At 58.7% G+C, this 19,227-nt stretch carries 19 protein-coding genes; 2 read left to right on the forward strand and 17 right to left on the reverse strand.

Features of this window, described 5'->3' with window-relative positions; all coding sequences use genetic code 11:
- On the forward strand, positions 1-380 hold a 380-nt coding region (locus tag G437_RS10660; protein WP_034490506.1), incomplete at its 5' end, for a hypothetical protein.
- Positions 381-446: 66 nt separating this feature from the next.
- On the opposite strand, the gene G437_RS0109275 is transcribed toward G437_RS10660, so the two are convergent.
- From G437_RS0109275 to G437_RS0109330, 12 genes are all read right to left on the reverse strand, one after another.
- On the reverse strand, positions 447-1,295 hold the full coding sequence (locus G437_RS0109275) for a hypothetical protein (RefSeq protein ID WP_024332280.1): 849 nt from the start codon (positions 1,293-1,295) through the stop codon (positions 447-449).
- Entirely contained in the window at positions 1,296-1,976 is a 681-nt protein-coding gene (locus G437_RS0109280) for a TorD/DmsD family molecular chaperone (protein WP_141739516.1), read from the reverse strand.
- Positions 1,958-2,692 carry a TorD/DmsD family molecular chaperone gene (locus G437_RS11010; RefSeq protein WP_024332282.1) on the reverse strand — a complete coding sequence of 245 codons (735 nt, stop codon included), beginning with the start codon at positions 2,690-2,692 and terminating at the stop codon, positions 1,958-1,960. The genes G437_RS0109280 and G437_RS11010 overlap by 19 nt, the downstream gene beginning before the upstream one ends.
- A gap of 268 nt (positions 2,693-2,960) precedes the next feature.
- Positions 2,961-3,548, reverse strand: a complete 588-nt coding sequence (locus G437_RS0109290) for a hypothetical protein (protein WP_024332283.1) — start codon at positions 3,546-3,548, stop codon at positions 2,961-2,963.
- Positions 3,532-3,945, reverse strand: a complete 414-nt coding sequence (locus G437_RS0109295) for a hypothetical protein (RefSeq protein ID WP_034490507.1) — start codon at positions 3,943-3,945, stop codon at positions 3,532-3,534. The genes G437_RS0109290 and G437_RS0109295 overlap by 17 nt, the downstream gene beginning before the upstream one ends.
- 138 nt (positions 3,946-4,083) lie before the next feature.
- Complete coding sequence (locus G437_RS0109300; protein ID WP_024332285.1) at positions 4,084-5,202, reverse strand: dimethyl sulfoxide reductase anchor subunit family protein; 1,119 nt, start codon at positions 5,200-5,202, stop codon at positions 4,084-4,086.
- Between the two features lie 20 nt (positions 5,203-5,222).
- The gene (locus tag G437_RS0109305; RefSeq protein ID WP_024332286.1) at positions 5,223-5,909 is read right to left on the reverse strand and encodes a DMSO/selenate family reductase complex B subunit; all 687 of its coding nucleotides are present in this window, start codon (positions 5,907-5,909) and stop codon (positions 5,223-5,225) included.
- A 206-nt stretch (positions 5,910-6,115) separates the two neighbouring features.
- Positions 6,116-7,069 (reverse strand): ribokinase, encoded by a 954-nt coding sequence (locus G437_RS0109310; RefSeq protein WP_024332287.1) that lies wholly within the window; start codon positions 7,067-7,069, stop codon positions 6,116-6,118.
- 2 nt (positions 7,070-7,071) lie between these two features.
- Entirely contained in the window at positions 7,072-8,196 is a 1,125-nt protein-coding gene (locus tag G437_RS0109315) for a LacI family DNA-binding transcriptional regulator (protein ID WP_024332288.1), read from the reverse strand.
- Positions 8,193-9,584 (reverse strand): uridine transporter UriT, encoded by a 1,392-nt coding sequence (uriT, locus tag G437_RS0109320; protein WP_024332289.1) that lies wholly within the window; start codon positions 9,582-9,584, stop codon positions 8,193-8,195. Before uriT ends, G437_RS0109315 begins: the two co-directional genes overlap by 4 nt.
- Before the next feature lie 39 nt (positions 9,585-9,623).
- A complete protein-coding gene (uriH, locus tag G437_RS0109325; RefSeq protein WP_024332290.1) occupies positions 9,624-10,568 on the reverse strand; it encodes a uridine-preferring nucleoside hydrolase UriH in 945 nt (314 codons plus the stop codon).
- 202 nt (positions 10,569-10,770) lie between these two features.
- Positions 10,771-13,221 carry a DMSO/selenate family reductase complex A subunit gene (locus G437_RS0109330; RefSeq protein ID WP_024332291.1) on the reverse strand — a complete coding sequence of 817 codons (2,451 nt, stop codon included), beginning with the start codon at positions 13,219-13,221 and terminating at the stop codon, positions 10,771-10,773.
- Positions 13,222-13,497: 276 nt separating this feature from the next.
- On the opposite strand from G437_RS0109330, the gene G437_RS11015 reads away from it, so the two are divergent.
- The gene (locus G437_RS11015) at positions 13,498-14,172 is read left to right on the forward strand and encodes a TetR/AcrR family transcriptional regulator (protein WP_024332292.1); all 675 of its coding nucleotides are present in this window, start codon (positions 13,498-13,500) and stop codon (positions 14,170-14,172) included.
- A gap of 123 nt (positions 14,173-14,295) precedes the next feature.
- On the opposite strand, the gene G437_RS0109340 is transcribed toward G437_RS11015, so the two are convergent.
- From G437_RS0109340 to G437_RS0109360, 5 genes are all read right to left on the reverse strand, one after another.
- A complete protein-coding gene (locus G437_RS0109340) occupies positions 14,296-14,553 on the reverse strand; it encodes a DUF6457 domain-containing protein (RefSeq protein WP_024332293.1) in 258 nt (85 codons plus the stop codon).
- Between the two features lie 136 nt (positions 14,554-14,689).
- Positions 14,690-15,517 carry a twin-arginine translocase subunit TatC gene (gene tatC / locus G437_RS0109345; RefSeq protein WP_316145372.1) on the reverse strand — a complete coding sequence of 276 codons (828 nt, stop codon included), beginning with the start codon at positions 15,515-15,517 and terminating at the stop codon, positions 14,690-14,692.
- A gap of 80 nt (positions 15,518-15,597) precedes the next feature.
- The gene (tatA, locus tag G437_RS0109350; RefSeq protein WP_024332295.1) at positions 15,598-16,029 is read right to left on the reverse strand and encodes a Sec-independent protein translocase subunit TatA; all 432 of its coding nucleotides are present in this window, start codon (positions 16,027-16,029) and stop codon (positions 15,598-15,600) included.
- Positions 16,026-16,442 carry a twin-arginine translocase TatA/TatE family subunit gene (locus tag G437_RS10670; RefSeq protein ID WP_024332296.1) on the reverse strand — a complete coding sequence of 139 codons (417 nt, stop codon included), beginning with the start codon at positions 16,440-16,442 and terminating at the stop codon, positions 16,026-16,028. The genes tatA and G437_RS10670 overlap by 4 nt, the downstream gene beginning before the upstream one ends.
- A 97-nt stretch (positions 16,443-16,539) precedes the next feature.
- Complete coding sequence (locus G437_RS0109360) at positions 16,540-19,080, reverse strand: DMSO/selenate family reductase complex A subunit (protein ID WP_024332297.1); 2,541 nt, start codon at positions 19,078-19,080, stop codon at positions 16,540-16,542.
- Between the last annotated feature and the right edge of the window lie 147 nt (positions 19,081-19,227).

Consider the following 19,227-nt stretch of genomic DNA (forward strand, 5'->3'; position numbering starts at 1 on the left):
CTGTAGAGCTTGCGGCCGATTCGTCTATGTTTGGTAGCCCCTGGCCAGTAGGAGCAGGCCTTACAATGGTGGTTCTGGCAGTGGTCTTTTACCATTGGATGGCAAGAAGTACAGGCAGTAGTATGAAGCCGTACGTGGTTTTTGCTTGTTGCGCCGGGCTGGTGCTAGCCGCAAGGGTTATTTATACCGGTCACCTGTTAGCACTGGTCTTTATTCCTGTTGTGTTAGTGCTCGCGTTTATTGTTTTTCTGATGGACCAGGTAGCGGCAGCGTACATGGCTGAAAACCACTTCACTAAGGACGTGACAGTTGGGGTAAGCTTCCTCCTCACCTACGAGATGGGGGCAATATTCACCCTATCAGCACTAATAACCTACTGAGCCCCACCCACCCGGAGGTATCAGTAGAAGCCCGCTCTTGCGTTATGCACCAGTGCTCGCCCTGGACTAGATGCCGCGAAGTTGGCGGCGCACGTCCTCGGGAAGAGCTGCTAATGCCTTTTCAGGCATTACCGCGGTGAAAGGGTGTTGCATCCGGTAGGCGCACATGCGGCAGTACTTACCTTCGGCGGCCGGGTGCGGATTCTTGCACTTTGCGCAGGCAACAAGGTCCTCAGTGTCTGCTTGTTTACCCTCGAAAGGTGCGAGCATGGCAGCAGAGGTGAAATCCTGTTTGCTGCGGGCGGGACAGTAGTGCACGGCCACCTGGCAGGCGGGGCACAGTGCAGTGAAGTTTGCGGCTGCCTCCCGGGCGGTAAACTCCCGTGCCTCATTAGCGGGGCAGGCCCCAATGAGGCTGTTGCAACTGGTGCAGCGGACGGCATGTAAGGCGTCGGCGGCAGAAAAATCGGTGGGCCTAAAGATAGCGTGGGCTTCGGCCAGATTGTGGAAGGCCTCGAAGGTGCGCCAAGCATTAGAGGCAGAAACCGTGAGGGCTGAATCTGACGGCGTTGGCAATAGCGACCTACGCGGCAATTGCACAGTTGCCATATCTATGGTCTGGGCCTTTCGCGCCGGCCTAGCAGGAGCATTATACGGGCTGGCCAGATCGCCAAGCACGGCCCGCAAGCGCTGGAGTGGAGACCCGTGCTCACAAGAAAGGATTTGTAAATAGGAGGCCCCCTGCACTAGTAGCTGCGCCGCACTCGCCGCATCTAAATCGCGCACGCACCCCTGCCAACGGAGCCTAACATCGGCTTTCCCAACGGGAGGAGCCGGCACATGATCGCAGTAAACCACCAGGTTTTCTACCGGATCGGTCGCAGCCAACCACCGCAGTACTCCGCGCAGCGACATCTATATCTCTGTCTCGGAAGGCCCAGCCGTAGCTGGATCTAAGCTGAGGGCTTCCTGGGCGAGGGCAGCTGCCTCTTTCACCAGGGCAGCCACCAGTTCGCCGGCGGCCCGGTAAGTGGGCGAGGCCGATTCGGCGCGCACGCCACCAACAACATGTACCGCCAAGGGGCCAGTATGCGAATCCAAAAAATCGTTCAATGCGTGGGCAACCTTACGCGCACCCTGCGTGTCGCCCTCCCGCCAAAGGCCTGCCAGAAACGTAGCAAGGTGGCCTACGAATGCCAGCTGGGTGGCAAAATGGCCCGCAGGCAGCTGAGGCGTAGGCGCAGTAAAACCAAACTTCGAGTACAGGGCGGGTAAGGACGCGCCCACATCCTGGCCCAGCAAAGACACGCGCCCCAAAGGCCCAAACAGGCGGGCGTACTCGTTTGAAAGGTCGCGCCCGTGCTCGTGGCCGGCCTCGAGGGTAGCTGCCGCCTGGACAGACTGTTCGTCCCGCAGCGGCCACATGCGCAGCAAGGCGGGGTTGGAAATATTTTCGAGCAAGCCCCGATCCGGCATTGCCGCGAACATCTTGTGAAGCACAGAAGCGGCAGTGCCGACGCGTACGCCACGGGAAGTAATGTCGTCTGCAGGTGGGGCAGTAAACGGGTCGAATGCCACTACAACTGATCCTTCCACGAAACAGGTTTCTGCTGGATTTCTACAGGAGCGGAGGAATCGGTTCCACCGCAGCTGCAATCGCCGCCACAACCGCACTCGGCCGAATACCCGGCCTCTTCGAGGGCTGTCTGCCACTGGGTGAGCGTTCCCACCGCAAGCAGCTGGATCCCACGCACCCAATGCGTGTTGGCGCCCTCGGCGGCCTCGCGCAGCATCTGGGGAGCCCACTGCAGCACGTGCGTAAACGTAAAAGAGGCCGCCAGCGAAATGGCAGCTTCTGCCCGCCCAGGCTCGCCTTGGTCGAGTTCGTCGAGGGCAGCCAGGGCGGCCTTTGACAAAAAGTCCAGTTCCAACCCCACGTGGTCGTCCGGGTCGTGCCCCAATCGGGGAGCCTGGTACCCGAGCGCCTCGTAAAAAGCCCTGACCTGCATGGTCTCATCGTCAAAAACCAGCCCATCGGTGCCGCGATGCACGGACTCATAAGGGGGGACTTTTGCACTCGCAGTGATCCCATACAACTGGTTTTGATCCGCCCAGCGGGTGTACTCGTCCTCGCCCGCGCTGTGCGAAATTTCGCGGGCACCATCCTTAGTGTGCCCCTCTAGTGGGAGCGGCCACTGCCCGATCAGGTCGCGCATAGAAGCGGCCGTTTGGTCGCTAGCGGGGCTCAGGTGCAAAGAGGCGAGCACGGCAAAAGCCGCGCTGAAGGAATCAAGTTTATCTGCGTCAACCATAGGATCCTATCGTTACAAAGTATCGCCAACGAGCGCCAGCAACTGGCAGGCCCGGGGTGAAAACTGCATAAATACCATGATAAAGCCTGTTCACGGCCCGGCCTGCCTTCGGGCCTCACTTTCGTCCGAGAGCGATGCTTATATCAATAATTCCAGTGGGTGACAGCTAAATTGCCTGCTAGATTTCTAGCTACTGATTTGGGGAGCAGAAAGCCTACGTTGATATCGGGGCAAACCGACCGATTAGGCTTTTAGGTTACTTGGCAGGCTAGTTATTTTCAGCATCCTTGAACATGTCGCTGGCGAAGACACGCATCGATTCCTGGTCGTTGGAGTCGGTATCGGAGCCTGACTTGAAATGTTCGCGTGTCACAACCTTAGTCTCTTCCCACTTATCCCGCAGTTCTGCGCGCGTCATTACTGCGCCCCAGGGCTTACTCCACAATGCTTCTACTAGCAGTATGGTGGGATACGTGGCAGCGACACATCCGGTGGTAATTAGGTCGTGGCTTGCAACCCAGGCGAGCACACTCCCGACCGCCAATGAGAAAACTACTCCTATGAAATAGTTCCATTTGGTACCGGGCTGGACGTTGTTATGTTTCCGCTGAAGGTAGTAGAAGAGCGCAGAGCTGAAAAGCTCCGAGGTGAGCATGATGCCTGCTAACACTGGTACTAACAGGTGAAGGTTCAGCTTATGCTCACCTAAGAATAGATTTCCAAGACCAAAAACGAGTAAAGCGATTAAGAACTTCAGGAATCCAAGGAAGAGGTTTCCAGCAAAAACGTGCTGGAATTCAGGTAAGGCTTCCGGGGTAGAATTCTTGGTATTTGTGTTGTCAGCCGAAGCACGCATTTATGACGCCGTCCACCCCTAATATTTGCTCCAATATTTTAGTAGCCTCAGGGCCTAGTTCTACCACCGCCTGTCCGGTATGTATCACGCGTAGGATTCCCTTTACGCCCCCGTAAAGTTTTCTAGCCTTCTTTATCCATGAAATAATCTTTGCAACAGGCACTAGGTTCGTCAAAATTGCTGAAGCAACCTGCGACGCGCAAAGGGCCCAGTTGGTAGCCGTAACTGCTCGGGAGATGCCAACGGTATTTACTCCTTTAAGCGCATTTTTAATGGCTGCAGCGACCTCAGGGTTAGAGGGGCTCCCGTCCTTTATGTCTTCAGGAAGCGAATCGATGATTTCATATCCCTTCTCCGTCGAAGTATGAAAGTGCGCTTCGCCGCACACGATACGCATCGTAGAGTAGCCGCGCAAGTGGAGTATGACTTGCTAGCGCTCCGCCTGCCGTGAGCCTCGCCGCCCTCTGCTTGGGCACGTAAAAACCCGGGTCGGTTGCGACTGCAACTAACCCGGGTATTTATTGTAAGTGGCCTGCTACCCCATCGTGGTGTTGATGCCAGCACGGATTAGGCCTTCGTAATGGAGGCCGCGTCCCAAAAGCTCGGTGGCAATAGCCAAAATGAAGGCGATCGCAAGCAAAACTACTAGCAGGGTGGAAGGGCTAGTAGCCTTTTCCAGTTGTTTGCGCAAAACAAGCGCAATCAGTAGCACAGCTAGGGCGAGGGTGATTAGGCGGATCGCTAAATATCCGTGTGCCATCATGGCGTGCGCAACCTGGCGTTCCACCTGGCTTCCGAGGCCCAAACCGGTCATGTGGAACGGATAGGCAACCAGCATGATTGCCCCCGCGATCGCCGCAATAGTGGTTGCCATGCGCATAGAACGCTGGGCGAGCGAAACCATTTCGATGGTAAGGCGGCCTTCGGGGAACAGGCCACGTGAAATCAGGCCGGTGGCCTTGCGGAAAGCAGAAACGGAATCGCCCTCGCCGCCAGCTTTGCCGGTGGACTTGTACTCGCGCCACTGCTGTGCGGTGATCTTGCCCTTGGCTACGTCCTCTTCTTGGAGCTGCGCCCCGGACACCAGTGGAGTGGGTTTGCCGTCGTGCCCGTTTTGTACGCTCCAGGCGGTGTACAACGCCACTGCCACAGCCAGCGAGCCTGTGAAAAATGCCGAGCAGAAGAACGACACCCAGGTGAACCAGGAATGCCAAGCAGGAACGGTTTCGGTGAAGTAGTAGACCCCGCACATCGACACCAGCAGTGCGAGCCCGGCGAGTGCGGTCAGCACGGCCAGCACGTCCCGGAGTTTACGCGAAAAGAGTTCGAACCACTGGGTGATAGCAAACAGTGCACCAAAGCCCGCATACAGCACGCCGGAGATGAGTTCGCGTGACAACCACGACGATCCTAGGTGAAGCAGGGTGAAAGGCGAGTGCAACGGGTCGTTCAGGTGGAAGAATGCGGCAAAGAAGCCCAGCACCAGCAGTGGCCCCGCTGCATACATGCCGGCGTTGGTGATCCGGTCAATAGTTACGTGGCGCATGCCCGACCAGCGGCCGATGAATTGGATGAGGCCAAGAATCCAAAATGCCCCCACGGACATTTGCGCCACAACAGTAAAGATGATCATTGGCAGTTCGCCGATGTGCATGATGCTCCTTTTAGGAAGACCTAAATCTCTTCAGGGTTCTGAATTATGCCGGTGCCTTCGTCCCACTTCTGGGCATCACGGTGCGGTTTCACTACCAGGTGTGGCTTGGTAATGGACGGATCGGGAAGCGGGGCGATGCCTGCCTCCGAACCGAATTCCTTGCGAAGCGCTTCAATGGGCCCCCAGCCGAGAGCACGCGTGGGGCAAGCATCGACACAAGCCGGATTTTGCCCCTGCTCTCGGTAGTCGTAGCACAAATCGCACTTTGACATGTGTCCGGTGCGTGAGTCAAGCTGTGGCGCCCCATATGGGCACGCCCACTGGCAGTAGCGGCAGCCCACGCATTTACTTTGGTCGACGTAAACCGTGCCGTCTTCGCGTCGGCTCATTGCGGTGGTTGGGCAAACCCGCATGCAGATGGGGTTTTCGCAGTGGTTACACGAGATCGAGGTGTAGTAGCTGAATACCGATGGGGTGAAGGTGCCTTCTTGTTTGTTGGTGTGCCAAGATCCGCCTGTGTATTCGATCACGCGGCGCCAGTTCATGCCCACCGGTAGGTCGTGTTTGTCTTTGCATGCGATTTGGCAGGCTTTGCAGCCGTTGCACAGATTTTGGTCGAAAACGAATCCGTAGCCGGCGTCCTTTTGGGTCAGCGGCTCATCTAACGTGTCATGCCTGCCGGGCTTTGGGATCACGTCCTTGGCCATCGGTGCCTCCTCGATTCAAGTTTCGGTGACAAGTGTCGCTTATATCTGCCTCTTACTATAGTGAGCAGCCTTTTTGGCCCTCAAAACAGCTGAAAACGCCGCTACTTTAGGGCACCTGGGTGTTGTTTTATTAGTAGTAGCTTTTCCCGAGGCCGTTGCCCGCCTTAGCTTGGTTGCGATTAGCCCCCATGGGGTCACTCAAGCCGTTAGTTGGTGAATACCTCGGCTATTTCTTTCACGTTTGCGTAAGAGGGCTGAGCTCCTAATGTGCACGTCGACTGTGCGGACACAGCGGAGGCAACTTTTGCGCCCTCGGCAATGTCTAGACCTGCAGCGGTGGTGGCTAAAAGGGTTGCGAAGAACGAATCTCCGGCCCCGGTAGTGTCGATCGCCTGTACCTTGTAGGGGGCAATTCGCGTAGCGGTGCCGCCGCTCAGCACTAGCGAACCATCCCCGCCTAAAGTAACCACGGACTCTTGGACACCTAAAGACGCCAGGTGGGTGGAGGCCTGCTCCCAATTCGTGAAATCCAGGCGGTAGTGACCGAGCATGTCGCATAGCTCGTGTTCGTTGACAATTAGAACGTCGATATTTTCTATCAGCTCAGCGGGAAGATCGGGCTGGAATGGCGAATTGTTGAAAAAGACACGGGTGTGGGCGCGACGGGCGATTTGTGCCGCGGCCACTACTGCATCCATACCCACCTCGAGACAAATGCCCAAGGCGTTGGCGTCTTCGATTAGGTCTGCGTGTTCGGCAACGCTTGCCGCGGTTACCGTGCCATTTGCTCCCGGCGAGACTACTATGGTGTTTTCGCCTTGCGCGTTTACTGTGATTACGGCCGTGCCCGTAGCGCCTTCCAGGCGACGGACGGCCCTGGTGTCCACGCCGGCCCGGGTGAGTGAATCAAGCAGCAGCTGCCCGTTCGCGTCGGTCCCTACAGCTCCGATCATGGCTACCTTTGCGCCCAGCAGGCCTGCCTGGACTGCTTGGTTTGCGCTCTTGCCGCCGGGAAGAATTGCCAGGTCGGAGCCCTTCACGGTTTCGCCTGGGCGTGGAAAGTTGCGAGTTTGTACGGTCAGGTCGGCATTTAGCGAGCCCACCACGGCTACTTTGCCGGGGGTAGTTGCTAACGTGTGTAGCGAATTAGCTAAGGACATTTTTACTCCTTTTCACTTAGAGGGCGGGTGCTAGGTTTGGGGGCGCCTGCAGGGCGCGTGGGCTGGGAACTTGGTTTCGAATTGCTGGCCGGCCGCCCGCGGTGGGTGCCCCACGCGAGGGTATCTGCCGGGCGAGCGGGGCCCAGCTGGTGGCACGGGGTGGTGGATTCGCGCGGATATAGGGTGGCCTGCTGCCACAGGGTGAGGGCCGGCGCATCTGGCGAGTCCATTCGCCGTTTTAGCAGGTCGATCGCATTTTCGGCCAACTGTTGCACGTCAGTTCCGATTGCCGTAAGCGAGGGGCGCACCGCACTAAACCAGGGGAGGTCGTCGAAAGTGGCCAGGCCTATGTGCAGGCTGCAGCGGTTCAATATTTTTAGGGCGCCGAGGGCAATCATGTTGCCCCCGGCAATAATTACGTCAGTTGGGGTGTTGCGGATTAGGTCGCGGCAGGCTGTTGCGGCGCGGTCGGGCGAATGCGGTATGTGGGCTGTAGGCAGAGCGGTGTCGGGAAAAACTTTCCGCAATTCTGTGCGCACGAGCTGAGCCCGGTCTCGGCCCGTAGAAGTATCGTTCGGCCCGCATAAGATGGCTGGGTGGCGGTATCCGGCTTGGGCGATGTGGGAGGCCAGTTGCCTTACGGCTACGGTGGCGTCAACTAGGGCTGCGTCCAGCCCCGCCCCAGCAAGATTCCTGTCGACCGTAACGGTGGGCACCTGTCCCACCAGCTTGCGGGTGCCTGCGGTGGGGGATCCGGTGGGTACTAGAAGTAGCCCGTCCACTCGCTGTTCCACCATCGAGATGACGATTTTTTCCTGTGCGGCTGCGTCCTCTTGCCCGTTGGCAATTAGCAGCGACATGCCTAGGTGCTGGGCAGCGCGCTCAACGTGGTGGGCGAGGGAGGCGAAGAACGGATTGTCGATGTCGCCGACCGCCAGGCCCAGCACGCCAGTTTTTTGGGTGCGCAGAGCGGAGGCGGGCCCGTAGCGCCGATACCCCATTTTTTCGGCGAGGGCGCGCACCCGCTTCACCGTGTCGGCGGGGATTTGAGGGGACCCGGCTAGGGCGCGGGAGACCGTAGAAACGGACATCCCGAGCCGGCTAGCCAGGTCCTTTTGAGTGATCATTTTTTGGCTGCGGTCTTGGGGATAAGCAGCGAGAACGCGAATGCTGCCACCAGCAGAATGGCGCCAGCAACGACGGTGGTGGTGTAACCGCCCTGCCCGCCGCCAGCTGCAGTGTTGATGGCGTAGAGCACGGCGAAGGACATGCCGGCCCCCAGGTTAAAGGCACCCGCATTCAGCCCGGGCAGGTAGCCGGGGTTGTCGGCGGGAGACAATTCGATGCCCAAACCGTTTAGCATAATGTTGCCGATGCCAGCGTAGGTAATACCCACGAAAATGGAGATGAACAGTAAGAACAGCTTGCTGGGATGGTAGACGCCAAATACGGTTAGCGCCAGCCCCACCACGGTGCCGAGCAGACCGATGTGCAGCACTTTGTGGTAGCCGATGCGCCCGGCCAGCGTGCCTGCAAGGGGACCCATAACCAGCCCTGCCAGGGCATACGGGGTTAGGGTGTAGAGCGAAACCACGTCTGCGCCTAGGCCCGCACCCACCTGCTGGTCCTGTGCCAGGGCGGGAATAATTCCATTCATGATCGCGAACACGCCCGTCATGGTTAGTAGGGTGGTGGTTAGCAGTGCCCAAGTGGAACGGGATTTCAAATAGGCGGTACTTACCAGGGGGTGCCTGGCCGCGTCCTCGCGCTTCCAAAAACCCCAGGCACTTCCGGCGCACACGAGGGCGAGCACGATTACCAGCACCCAGTTGGCGCCAGCGAGTTTGGCGGCCTCATTGATTGCGACGAGGGCGGCGCCCACGGCCACAACCAGCAGTAGCGTTCCCAGCCAGTCCATGGGGGTGGGTTGGTCGACGCGGGATTCGTCGGTTAGGAATAACACGCAAGGGACTGCGATAAGGGCGATCACGGCCATGGTCCAAAAGACTGACGAGAACCCGAAGTTACCGGCCAAGTAGCCCCCGGCGAGGGCGTCGAGGCCGGCGATTCCGCCGTTGACTGCGGTGATTATGCCAAGCAGCGTGCCATAGAGCTTGTTGTCGGTTACGGCTTGCCGCAGGATGATTAGGCAGACGGGGACCGTAGGGCCGGCCACGCCTTGGATTAGGCGCCCAAGCATAAGTAGGGGTACTGAAGTGAAGGGGCCCGAGAGTGCCGAGAGCGCGCATCCTAGGGCCGTTAGTGCCATCATGGACGCGAGCAGTTTGCGTCGGCCAATCATGTCCCCCAGGCGGGGCAGGAAGAGCGAGAACAGGGCCGCGGCGGTGAAGAATACCGTCTGAGTTAGGCCGATGGTGTTGGCGTCGGTGTGCAGTTCTTTCTGCATGGTGACCAGTGCAGGCGAAAGCATGGAGGCGTTCAGCTGGAACGCGAAACAGGCGATTAGGAGGGCGGCCGTAACCGCCAGTACGGATCGATTCTTAGTGGTGTTCATAGTGCTGGCCCTTTAACCCCTTTTGTTGGTTGTTTCTGCTTAGTTTTGTTTTTGGAGGCGGTCGATGGCGTCAATTACGGTGTCCCAGAATTTGTCGAAGTCGAGCTTAGTTGCGGCCCACGTGTGGCAGTCGGCAGGAGCTGGGGATCGGAAGTCGGCCACGGTCATGCCCAGGGTGAGGGTGCCGGTCAGCTCCACATCAATGGGCACTTTCACGGTTTGCACGATTGACGGGTCGATGAGGTAGGCGACTGTGCACGGATCGTGAACTGGAGGGAAGTCGAATCCCTGGGCGTCTTTGTAGGCTTTGCGGAAGAAGGTGAACAGGCCCAAGGTGAAGTCGCTTATAGGGCCTGGGTGGTGGGCAATCTTCTGAGCCACCTGGTCGGTGGCTAGGGCCTGGTGGGTAAGATCTAGCCCCACCATTACTACGGGCCAGTTTTCGTTGAAGACGATGTGGGCGGCCTCGGGATCAACCTTGATGTTGAACTCGGCAACGGGAGACCAGTTGCCCGTGTGGTAGCCGCCGCCCATCAACACAACTTCGCGAACGCGTTCGACGATGCGTGGCTCTTTGCGCACGGCCATAGCTATGTTGGTCAGTGGACCGGTGGGGACCAGGGTGATTTCGCCGGGGGCGGAGCTCATAATTGTGTCGATAATCAGGTCTACCCCGTGGCGCGGGTCCAGTTGCATAGTCGGTTCTGGCAGCTCTACTCCGTCGAGGCCGGTGTCCCCGTGTACGTCAGGGGCAATTTCCACCGGGCGGACCAGTGGATTTTTGCACCCGGCCGCAATGGGCACATCCTGCATGCCGATTACTGTGGCCACGCTGAGGGCGTTACGGGTTACTTTTTCGAGTGTTTGGTTTCCCCCTACCGTGGTTACTGCCGCTAGCTCGATGTTTGGGTTTCCCCAAGCGAGCATCATAGCGACGGCATCGTCGTGGCCGGGATCGCAGTCGAGAATAATCTTTCGTGGCATCATTGCCTCCCTTAGGAACTACTGTTAGGAGCCGACTGTTTACGCAATCGTTTGCACAAATCAGTATATCAGCCCTGTAAAGCCTGCGGTAGTGCCGAAAACTGGGGACGCGCCCCAAGGTTGTGCACAAAACTGGCGGGGCGCAACCATACGAAAAGTCGCGCCCCGCCCAAACTTGCTTTTATCTAGCTGGCCCGCCGGATTAGGCCTTTTTTACCTGCGCCAGGTTTGTGTGCTGGCCGTTGCCCTTAGATAGCGGTGTGGTATGCAGCGAGGTCAACACGTTCACCGCACCGCCGTGGTCAACTCCGTCCTCGTCCCATTCGACCCAGGCCCCCTGAGGTACGGAAACGACGCCGGGAGCGATGCGCGGGGAAACGAAGGCCTGCGTTTGGATCTTGCCGCGGTCGTTGAAAATTAGCACCTGGTCGCCGTTCTGGATCCCTCGCTCCTTGGCGTCGGAGCTGTTGATCCAAGCCTTCTGCGGATGTGCTTCGCGGTTCTTGGACAAGTTGCCGTACGTGGAGTGCGTGCGCGACTTGTAGTGGTGGCCAATTACCTGGAGCGGATATTTTTTGTTGGTGCGGGCTTCTTCGACGCCCTCGCGCGTGGGCACGTAGGCGGGGATCGGCGTAATTTCGTCGCCCGGAAGGGGGTTGGGGAACTGCCACTTCTTAGCAAGCTCTGCCAACTGCGCCGAATATAGTTCGATCTTTCCCGAGGGCGTCTCGAGTGGGTTAGCCACCGGATCGGCGCGGAATTCCTTCAGCGGTACCACGTGCTCCTTGGCGGGGTAGCGGTACACGCGCATCTTGCGCAGCTCGTCGAAGGTGGGGAACTCCGGGTTGTCCTTGCGGGTCATGTCCTGGATTTCGCGTGCCCAATCCTCAGTGTTCTTCTTGCCGCCCGAGAACTTGTCGCCGATGCCCATTCGCCGCGCAATTTCGGCAGTCACCTCGATTGCGGACTTGCATTCGTAAAGCGGCTCAATGGCTTTTTCAGCCATTATTTCGTAAGCCAATTCCCCCGTGTATTCGCTGGGAATCAGGTCCCACCTCTCCGAGGTCGTAGTGTCGGGCAGAACCAGGTCGCACAGTTTCATGGAGGCGGTCATCTGATTGTCCATGCCAAGGATGAACTCGCACTTGGAATCGTCGTCCAAAATCTGGCGAGTGCGGTTGATGTCGCCGTGCTGTGAAGACAGCATGTTGGAACCGTAGACCACCATGAACTTGATGCCCACATCCAACTTGTCCTTGCCTCGTACCCCATCTTTGAGGGCGGTCATTTCGGGCCCGTGGTCGATGGCGTCGGTCCACTTGTAACAGCTGATGGTAGTTTCGACGGGGTTTTCGCCGTCGTCCATCCACACGGACTTGGGCCAGTAGTAGCCGTCGCGCCCGCCGGTGCCGCCTCCGGGAATGCCGACGTTTCCGGTTACGCAGGCCAGTAGGTAGATCGAGTTGGCCTGGTTTTCGCCGTTGGCGTGCCGCTGCGGCCCCCACCCCTGGTTGATGTTGACTGGGCCGGAAGTGGCGACCTCGCGCGCAAACTTGCGAATGGTGTCGGCCGGAATGCCCGTAATAGAGGCAGCCCATTCGGGAGTTTTTTCCACCCCGTCCTTGCCTTTGCCCTCGACGTAGGAACGGTACGAAGCGTTCTTGGGGGCGCCTGCGGGCATGTGTGCCTCGTCGAAGCCAATGCAGTATTTGTCGAGGAAGGCCTGGTCGTGCAGGTTTTCCTTGAGCATGACGTGGACCATTGCCGCGACGAGGGCGGCGTCTGTGCCCGGGCGGATCGGAATCCACTGGTCGGCCACCGTTGCGGCAGTGTCTGAATAGCGCGGGTCTACGACTATGATCTTGACGCCGGCTTCGTGGGCCTTAGTCGCGGTAAAGGCAATGCCGCCCCCGGACATGCGCGTTTCGAGCGGGTTGTTGCCCCAGAAAACGATCAGTTTCGAATTGGCGATGGAATCTTCTAGCGAGTTGGACATCTGCTCGTCTGCAGCCCCGTACACGTACTTGGTGCACTGGGAGATCTGCAGGTAGGAGTAGTTCCCGTAGTAACCCAGGTGCCCGCCAAGCAAGTTGAACAGTCGATGCCAGCCTCCCGAGTAGGCCACGTGCGCGTTCCACACGCCCGAACCGTAGTTTTTGTAGACCGATTCGGGCCCGTACTTGTCGTAGGTGTAGCGCAGCTGCTTGGTAATTATGTCGAAGGCTTCGTCCCAGCTGATCGCTTTGAACTTGCCTTCGGAGCGTTTTTTGCCAATCCGCTTCATTGGGGTTTTGATGCGGTCGGGATTGTAGATGCGCTCGCGCATGTTGCGTCCACGCACGCAGGCCAAAATATTGCGGTTCATCAGCGTGTTGTCGCCGGTGTTGTCCGGCAGCACTCGCACTACGCGCCCGTCTTTGACTTGGAGGCGCAGCGGGCAGCGGGAGCCGCAGTTGACCACGCAGGCTGAAGACACTGTGCGGTCGACATCTGTGCGCCCGGTGCCGTTGGCTACCAGCTTGCCCTGGCCCGGGTGGGAGTACTTCACTTTCCCATTCGAGCAGGCGACTAGCCCGGCGCTGGCTCCGGCAATGGCAGACCACTTCAAGAACGAACGACGGGTGGGGCCCGAGGTCGATTTCAAATCTTTCACCGCTACCTCATCAATTTTGTTGACAGCTGTCCATTAGAGTACTTCTAATTATGCAGCTAGCCTGGTAAAAACCCCAGAAATGGCCCTAGAGAGCGAGCGAGTTTGTGGGCGGTGGCCTTTCGTAAATACTCGCCCTCGCCACCGCACTGCCGAGCGAAACTAAAAAGGGAGCGCCCTGCCCGTCAGGGCTACGCAAGAGCGGCTAATACCACCCCGCAGGCCGCAGGTGAGTGGTATAAACTGGCGGTTGCTCTGTATCCGGAAAAAGGAGGTTGTGTGGTGCGGCCCGATTGTGCCCCTACCAGGCGCAGCCCCCAAGACGATCCGCGATACAAGCGGGTGCGAGCCGCACTCGTGTCTGCTCTGCTCGAGCTTTCAAAAAAGCAGATGGTGGACAACATTTCGGTATCTGAGCTTACGGGGGCTGCCGGGGTAGCACGGCAGACTTTTTACAAGCATGCGCCCTCGCCCGCCCACCTGTTGGCCGATTACTTGACGGGCCAGCTGCAGCCGCACTTTTCTTCACTGGCGAAGCTGATGGCCGCTCCGGCTGCCGATTCGCGGCGGCGACTCACCGACATCTACGTGGCAATAATGCAGGTAATTGGGCAAGAGCCTGAAATCTACAGTCAGGTATTCGTGAAAAATTCGTCCTCGGCGGTGCGGGCGTTGTTTGCCGCGAAGCTCGAGGGCGTATTCCGCACCTACGTTTCTGACTTCGCTGCCCGCCTGGAGTGGGAAGCCACCGACCTTTGGGTGGAAATGGCGGTCTCCCAGCAGTTGCACAACATGATCGCCATTATTACCGCCTGGTTGCGCACCGGCATGAAGGCTTCGGCTCGCGAGGTGGTTGCTACCTACCTGACTTTGGCACCGCCGTGGCAGCTAGTTCACCTGACCGATTCGGGGAGGGCCCCCATGCCGCGCCGCGGCTTTGTCGAAGGGCAATAGCTAAGGCAGCTGCGGCAAGTGCTGGGCTTTGCAAAAACTGCGAGCCAGAGTAAAAATAGGCCGAAACCGCAGCGGTTTCAGCCTATTTTAGGTAGTTTCTGCCAGCCGGACAGTTGGCAGCAGTTAGTTTTGCCAGTTTTGAGCGAGTTCGCCTATTTCGCGAGCTGCCTGCGCGGGATCAGTACCGGCCTTGCCGGCGGCGTAGCCGATCAGGAAAGCAGTTAGGGGCCCGCCCGGGCGCGAAGGCCCATGGGCAACTTTTCCTACCATGTCGAGCAGAGCTTCTTGGGCCTGCGGCAGGGGATTGTCCTGGAGTTGCAGGTGCTTGGCAACATCTTCAAGCCAGGCTGCCATTTGGGGGCTTTTTGCTGGATCGGCCATGGATACTGATACTCCTCCGTGTAGATTCTTCCCCCATTATGCACACACCACCGCGGTGCGCACGTTGTGGCGAGGGCGAAGCGTGGGCCCAGGAGCGGGAAAGCTGGGATCTTCCCGGCAAAGCTTGCCGCGAAGACTAATCGACTCGTTTACGTGGGATATTTCGGCGGGAAGTTCGTTTTGGTGCAAGTCCTACTGCCTGTGCGCCAGCTTTGGGACGCAGCCGCCACCCGTAGGCCAGGTAACGTTCGTGTACCCAGCAAATCAGCACCGCCACCAGGTAGAGGGCAATTAACACTAGGGCCTGCACCGTCATAGGCCAGGGACTAGGTAGGGGGTTGGCGATGGCGGCAAATACGAAGCAAATAATTACTACCCAGCGCCACGCCCTCAGCATTTTCTTTGCCGACAAAATCCCTAAAAAGTTGGCCAATACCAGTACCTCTGGCAGCAGGTAGGAGGCTCCAAAGAGGATCACTAGCCGCATGTAGAAACTAATGTAGCTGGAGGCTTGCAGTAGTGAAATCCCGCCCACGGGTACGAAGGATTGCAGAATGTGGACAGCTTTGGGAGCCACCCACACACCTGTCGCTGCCCCCGTGATAAACAGTGCGGCGCCAACCAGCCCAAAGGCGCAGATGTAGAGTTTTTCTTTTCGCCGCAGCCCCGGGGCAATAAACGCGCCTATCTGGTAGATCCACCACGGACAGGTCAAAATGACGCCAAGCCATATGGAAACTTGCAGCTTCAGATCGAAAGCAGCCCCAATGGTTTGGAAGTTTATGCGAGTGCCCGAGGCGCGCAGGCTTGTGAGTGGTTCGGTCATAAACGCCATTACCGGCTCGTAAAGGTACCAGCCTGCCACGGCCCCGACAAGTACCCCCACGAGGGCGAAAATGAGCCGTTTGCGCAGCTCAGCCAGGTGGGCTGAGATGGGCATGCGCCCTTGAGGGTTCTTCTTCATATCCTACTTAGCTCTGCTATTTGCCGGCTTGAGATTCCGGTTCGAGGGCGAAGCCCGGCTTGCCACTTCGCCCTGGGGGCCTAGTTGCCCTGAGCGGGGGAGTTCGGGTCGGAAGGCTGCGGCCCGCGTCCCTGGTCAAAGTGCTGGGGTGGAATGGGCTGCTGGGTAAGCGGCACCTGCGGGGGCTGGGCGGGCTGGGGAGGCTGCCCCTGAAGCGGCGGTTGGCCTTGAACCGGCTGCTGGTACTGTGCGGGTTGGCTGGGCTGCTGAACGGGCTGCTGGCCTTGAACCGGCTGCTGGTACTGTGCGGGTTGGCCGGGCTGGGCCTGAACCTGGCTCTGCTGAATCTGCCCGGCCTGTGAAGTGGACCCGTCGTCCTCGGAAAGTTCGCGCATTTCTTTCTTCAGCACCTTGGCGGACTGGCCTAGGGAGCGGGCAATGTCGGGAAGCTTTGATGCCCCAAACACCACCAGCAAAACGATCAGAATGATTACGAAATGGCTGGGCTTCATTGGTTACCTCCGCAGGTTCCGGTTTCTTTGGGAGCGGGCTGTGCCGCCCCGGTTTTTGTGGTAGCGGGCGTTTGTTCCGCCCCGGGGTTGTTGGTGGGCTTCGTGGGCTGGGCGGGCTTGCGGGCCTGCTTCATCCACTCGTTTAGTTCTTCCTGGACCGCTTCGCGCACCATCTGTTTCGGATTGTATTTAGACAGGTCGAAATCGCGCAGCATTTGCAGGTTTTTAATATCTTGCTCGGTGAGGCCAGCCGAATCGGCCAGGGTTTCGGCACGTAGCCGGGCCGACCATTTCCTGAAGGAGGCTAGGGCAGAGCGCAACCCGTGCAGAGCCTGGGCCACAGATTTGGGGCCCAGCAGCAGAGCCGCCAAAACCAGAATAATAAGGAATTCGGCTCCATCTATTCCGAACATGGCACCTCCCTTGCCGTACTTATCGCGCTAGTTGCCTAGCTGCTCCATAGTCTACCCGCAGCGGTATTTGCCTCCGCCTGGCCTCCTCGGCGCGTACTTAGGCTTTTACTGCCTGCGCCAAGATTGTGTGCACGCCCATGCCCTTGGCGATTGGGGTGGGGTGCAAAGACGAGAGGGTGTTGACCGACCCCGCCACGTCTACAGGCTTTTTGGGGTTGGCACCTGCCGGGGGCTTTACTTCCGAGGCCGGGCGCGGGTCATACCAGGCCCCCTGCGGCACAGACATGGTCCCCGGAGCGATGCGGGTGGTCACCTTGGCGGGCAGGCGGATGGTGCCGCGGTCGTTGTAAACGAATACTAGGTCGCCGTTTTCGATGCCGCGTTCCTTCGCGTCTGCCGGGTTGATCCACACGGTTTGAATGTGTGCTTCTTTTAGCCAGGGTACGTTCCCGTACGAGGAGTGCGTGCGTGCCTTGAAGTGGTGGCCAATAACCTGGAGCGGATATTTTTTGTTGGTGGCTGCGTCCTCGGCGCCTTCCCACGTGTTCACATGTTCGGGCAGGGCCGTAATAGTGTCGCCGGCCAGCTTGGGGCGGAAGTTGCCAAAGGTCCACTTTTGGGCCATCTTTTGAAGGCGTTCAGAATAGATCTCTATTTTTCCCGAGGGCGTAGACAGCGGGTTTGCGTCCGGATCTTTGCGGAAGTCTTCCATCGAGATGGTGGCGCCCATGTTTTTGCGGAATATGCCCATCTTTTTCCACTCTTCGTAGGTGGGTAAATCTGGGTCTTCGGCATGCCCGGTGTCGACGGTTTCCTTCAGCCACTGTTCGCGGGTCTTCCCGCCGGTGAACTGATCTTTGATGCCGAGTTTTTCGGCTAGGGCAGTGCAAATGTCGAAGATGGATTTGCATTCGTACAGCGGCTCGATGGCCTGCTCGGAGACGATGCCGTAGGCCATGGGGGTGGCGTTTTCGCCGGGATGGTAGTCGGATTCTTCGGCGGTGGACGTGCCCGGCAGCAGGTAGTCCGAATAGCGTGCTGTAACTGTTTGCATGATGTCGCACGTTACGATCAGTTCGCACTTGGATTCGTCGCGCAGGATTTCTACCGAATGGTTGTTGTCGCCGGTCTGATTTACCAGCGAGTTCGACCCGTAGTTGAACACCGCTTTGATGGGCGTGGCAAGGCGGGTGTTGGTGGGGTTGCCGCCCTCGTCAACTGGTACCTTCAGGGAGCGCACCCCAAGCTCCGGTTTTAGCCCAACCCCGGAATTGAAGGTGTCCATTTGTGGCCCGTGTTCAATGGCATCTAACCAGCTGAAAACCGAAATGATCTTCATGGACGGGTTCTTGACGTCCTCGTAAAAAGTCTTTGTCACGGGCAGGGACACCCCGCCCTCGCGCGCGCCCGGCCCGCCCCCGGCAATACCCACGTTCCCGGTTACGCAAGCCAACAGGAAGATAGCTCGGGCCACATTTTCGCCGTTGGCGTGCCGCTGCGGGCCCCACCCCTGGGTGATGGCGCACGGTTTAGCCCCCGCAATGTCGCGTGCCAACTGGCGAATCCGCCCGGCGGGCACCCCCGTAATCTTCGCGGCCCACTGCGGAGTTTTCTCGATCCCGTCTTTGCCCTTCCCTTCCAGGTAGGAGCGGTAGGAGGCGTTCTTGGGAGCGCCTGCGGGCATGTGAGCTTCGTCGAAGCCAACGCAATACTTGTCTAAGAAGGCCTGGTCGTGCAGGTTTTCTTGCAGCATTACGTAAATCATTCCGGCCACCAAAGCTGCGTCCGTGCCCGGGCGCAGGGGCACCCACTCGTCGCCAAGTGCCACCGACGTTTCTGAATAGCGCGGGTCGATAACAATGGTCTTGACCCCACTTTTACGCTTGGTTGCCTGCGTGACGAAGGTCTGCCCGCCGCCGGACATGCGGGTCTCGAGCGGGTTGTTGCCGAACATGACCTGCAATTTTGCGTTCGCGGCGTCGTCAAAGCTGTTGGCAGCCTGCCAGTCGCCGTAAAAATACGGGTAGGCCTGAGTGATGTTAGTAGTCGAATAGTCAGAGTAGTGGTCCAAGTATCCGCCGAAAGCGCTGAGTAGGCGAGCCATGGGCGTCTGCTCCGGCGGCCACGAGCAAGCCATCGTGGAGCCCAAGACGCCGGTGCCGTATTGGATGTAGAAGCATTCGTTGCCCCAGTTGGCCTTCAGCTGTTTCATCTTGTCTGCGATTTCGGTTAGGGCCTGCTCCCAGCTGATTGGCACCCACTTCCCGTCGCCGCGCTTCGTGCCGGGTTTGCGCTTCATAGGGCGCTTTAGCCGTTGCGGGTTGTAGATGCGTTGGCGCATCGAACGCCCACGAGGGCAGGCACGCACCTGTTGTGAACCGAGCGTGTCGTTTCCGGTGTTGTCTGGCAACACTCGGATGACCCGCCCGTCTTTGACCTGCAGGCGCAGCGGGCAGCGGGACCCGCAGTTGACGGTGCAGGCGCTCCAGACAGTCTTGTCGGCGCTAGTGGCGCCCGTGCCGTTGGCAACTAGCTTCTTTGGAGCGGGCCCCGGCTTGGACGAGCAAGCCACGAGCGCCCCCGTGCTCCCAGCTAGTGCGGACCACTTCAGAAATTGCCTCCTGGAGGGATTAGCCATGACTGCTCCTTTCTACATGGGCTGGCCACCTGGTGAAATACGAGACTAAGTGACAGGTGACGTATACGTCTGGGACGTTTGGGAACCGTCGTTAAAAGTCCAGGTCACAGCAGGTTTGAAGAGGGGTGTGCCACTCGCTGGACCCGG

This window comes from Winkia neuii subsp. neuii DSM 8576, from assembly GCF_000420405.1.
Lineage (GTDB): Bacteria > Actinomycetota > Actinomycetes > Actinomycetales > Actinomycetaceae > Winkia > Winkia neuii.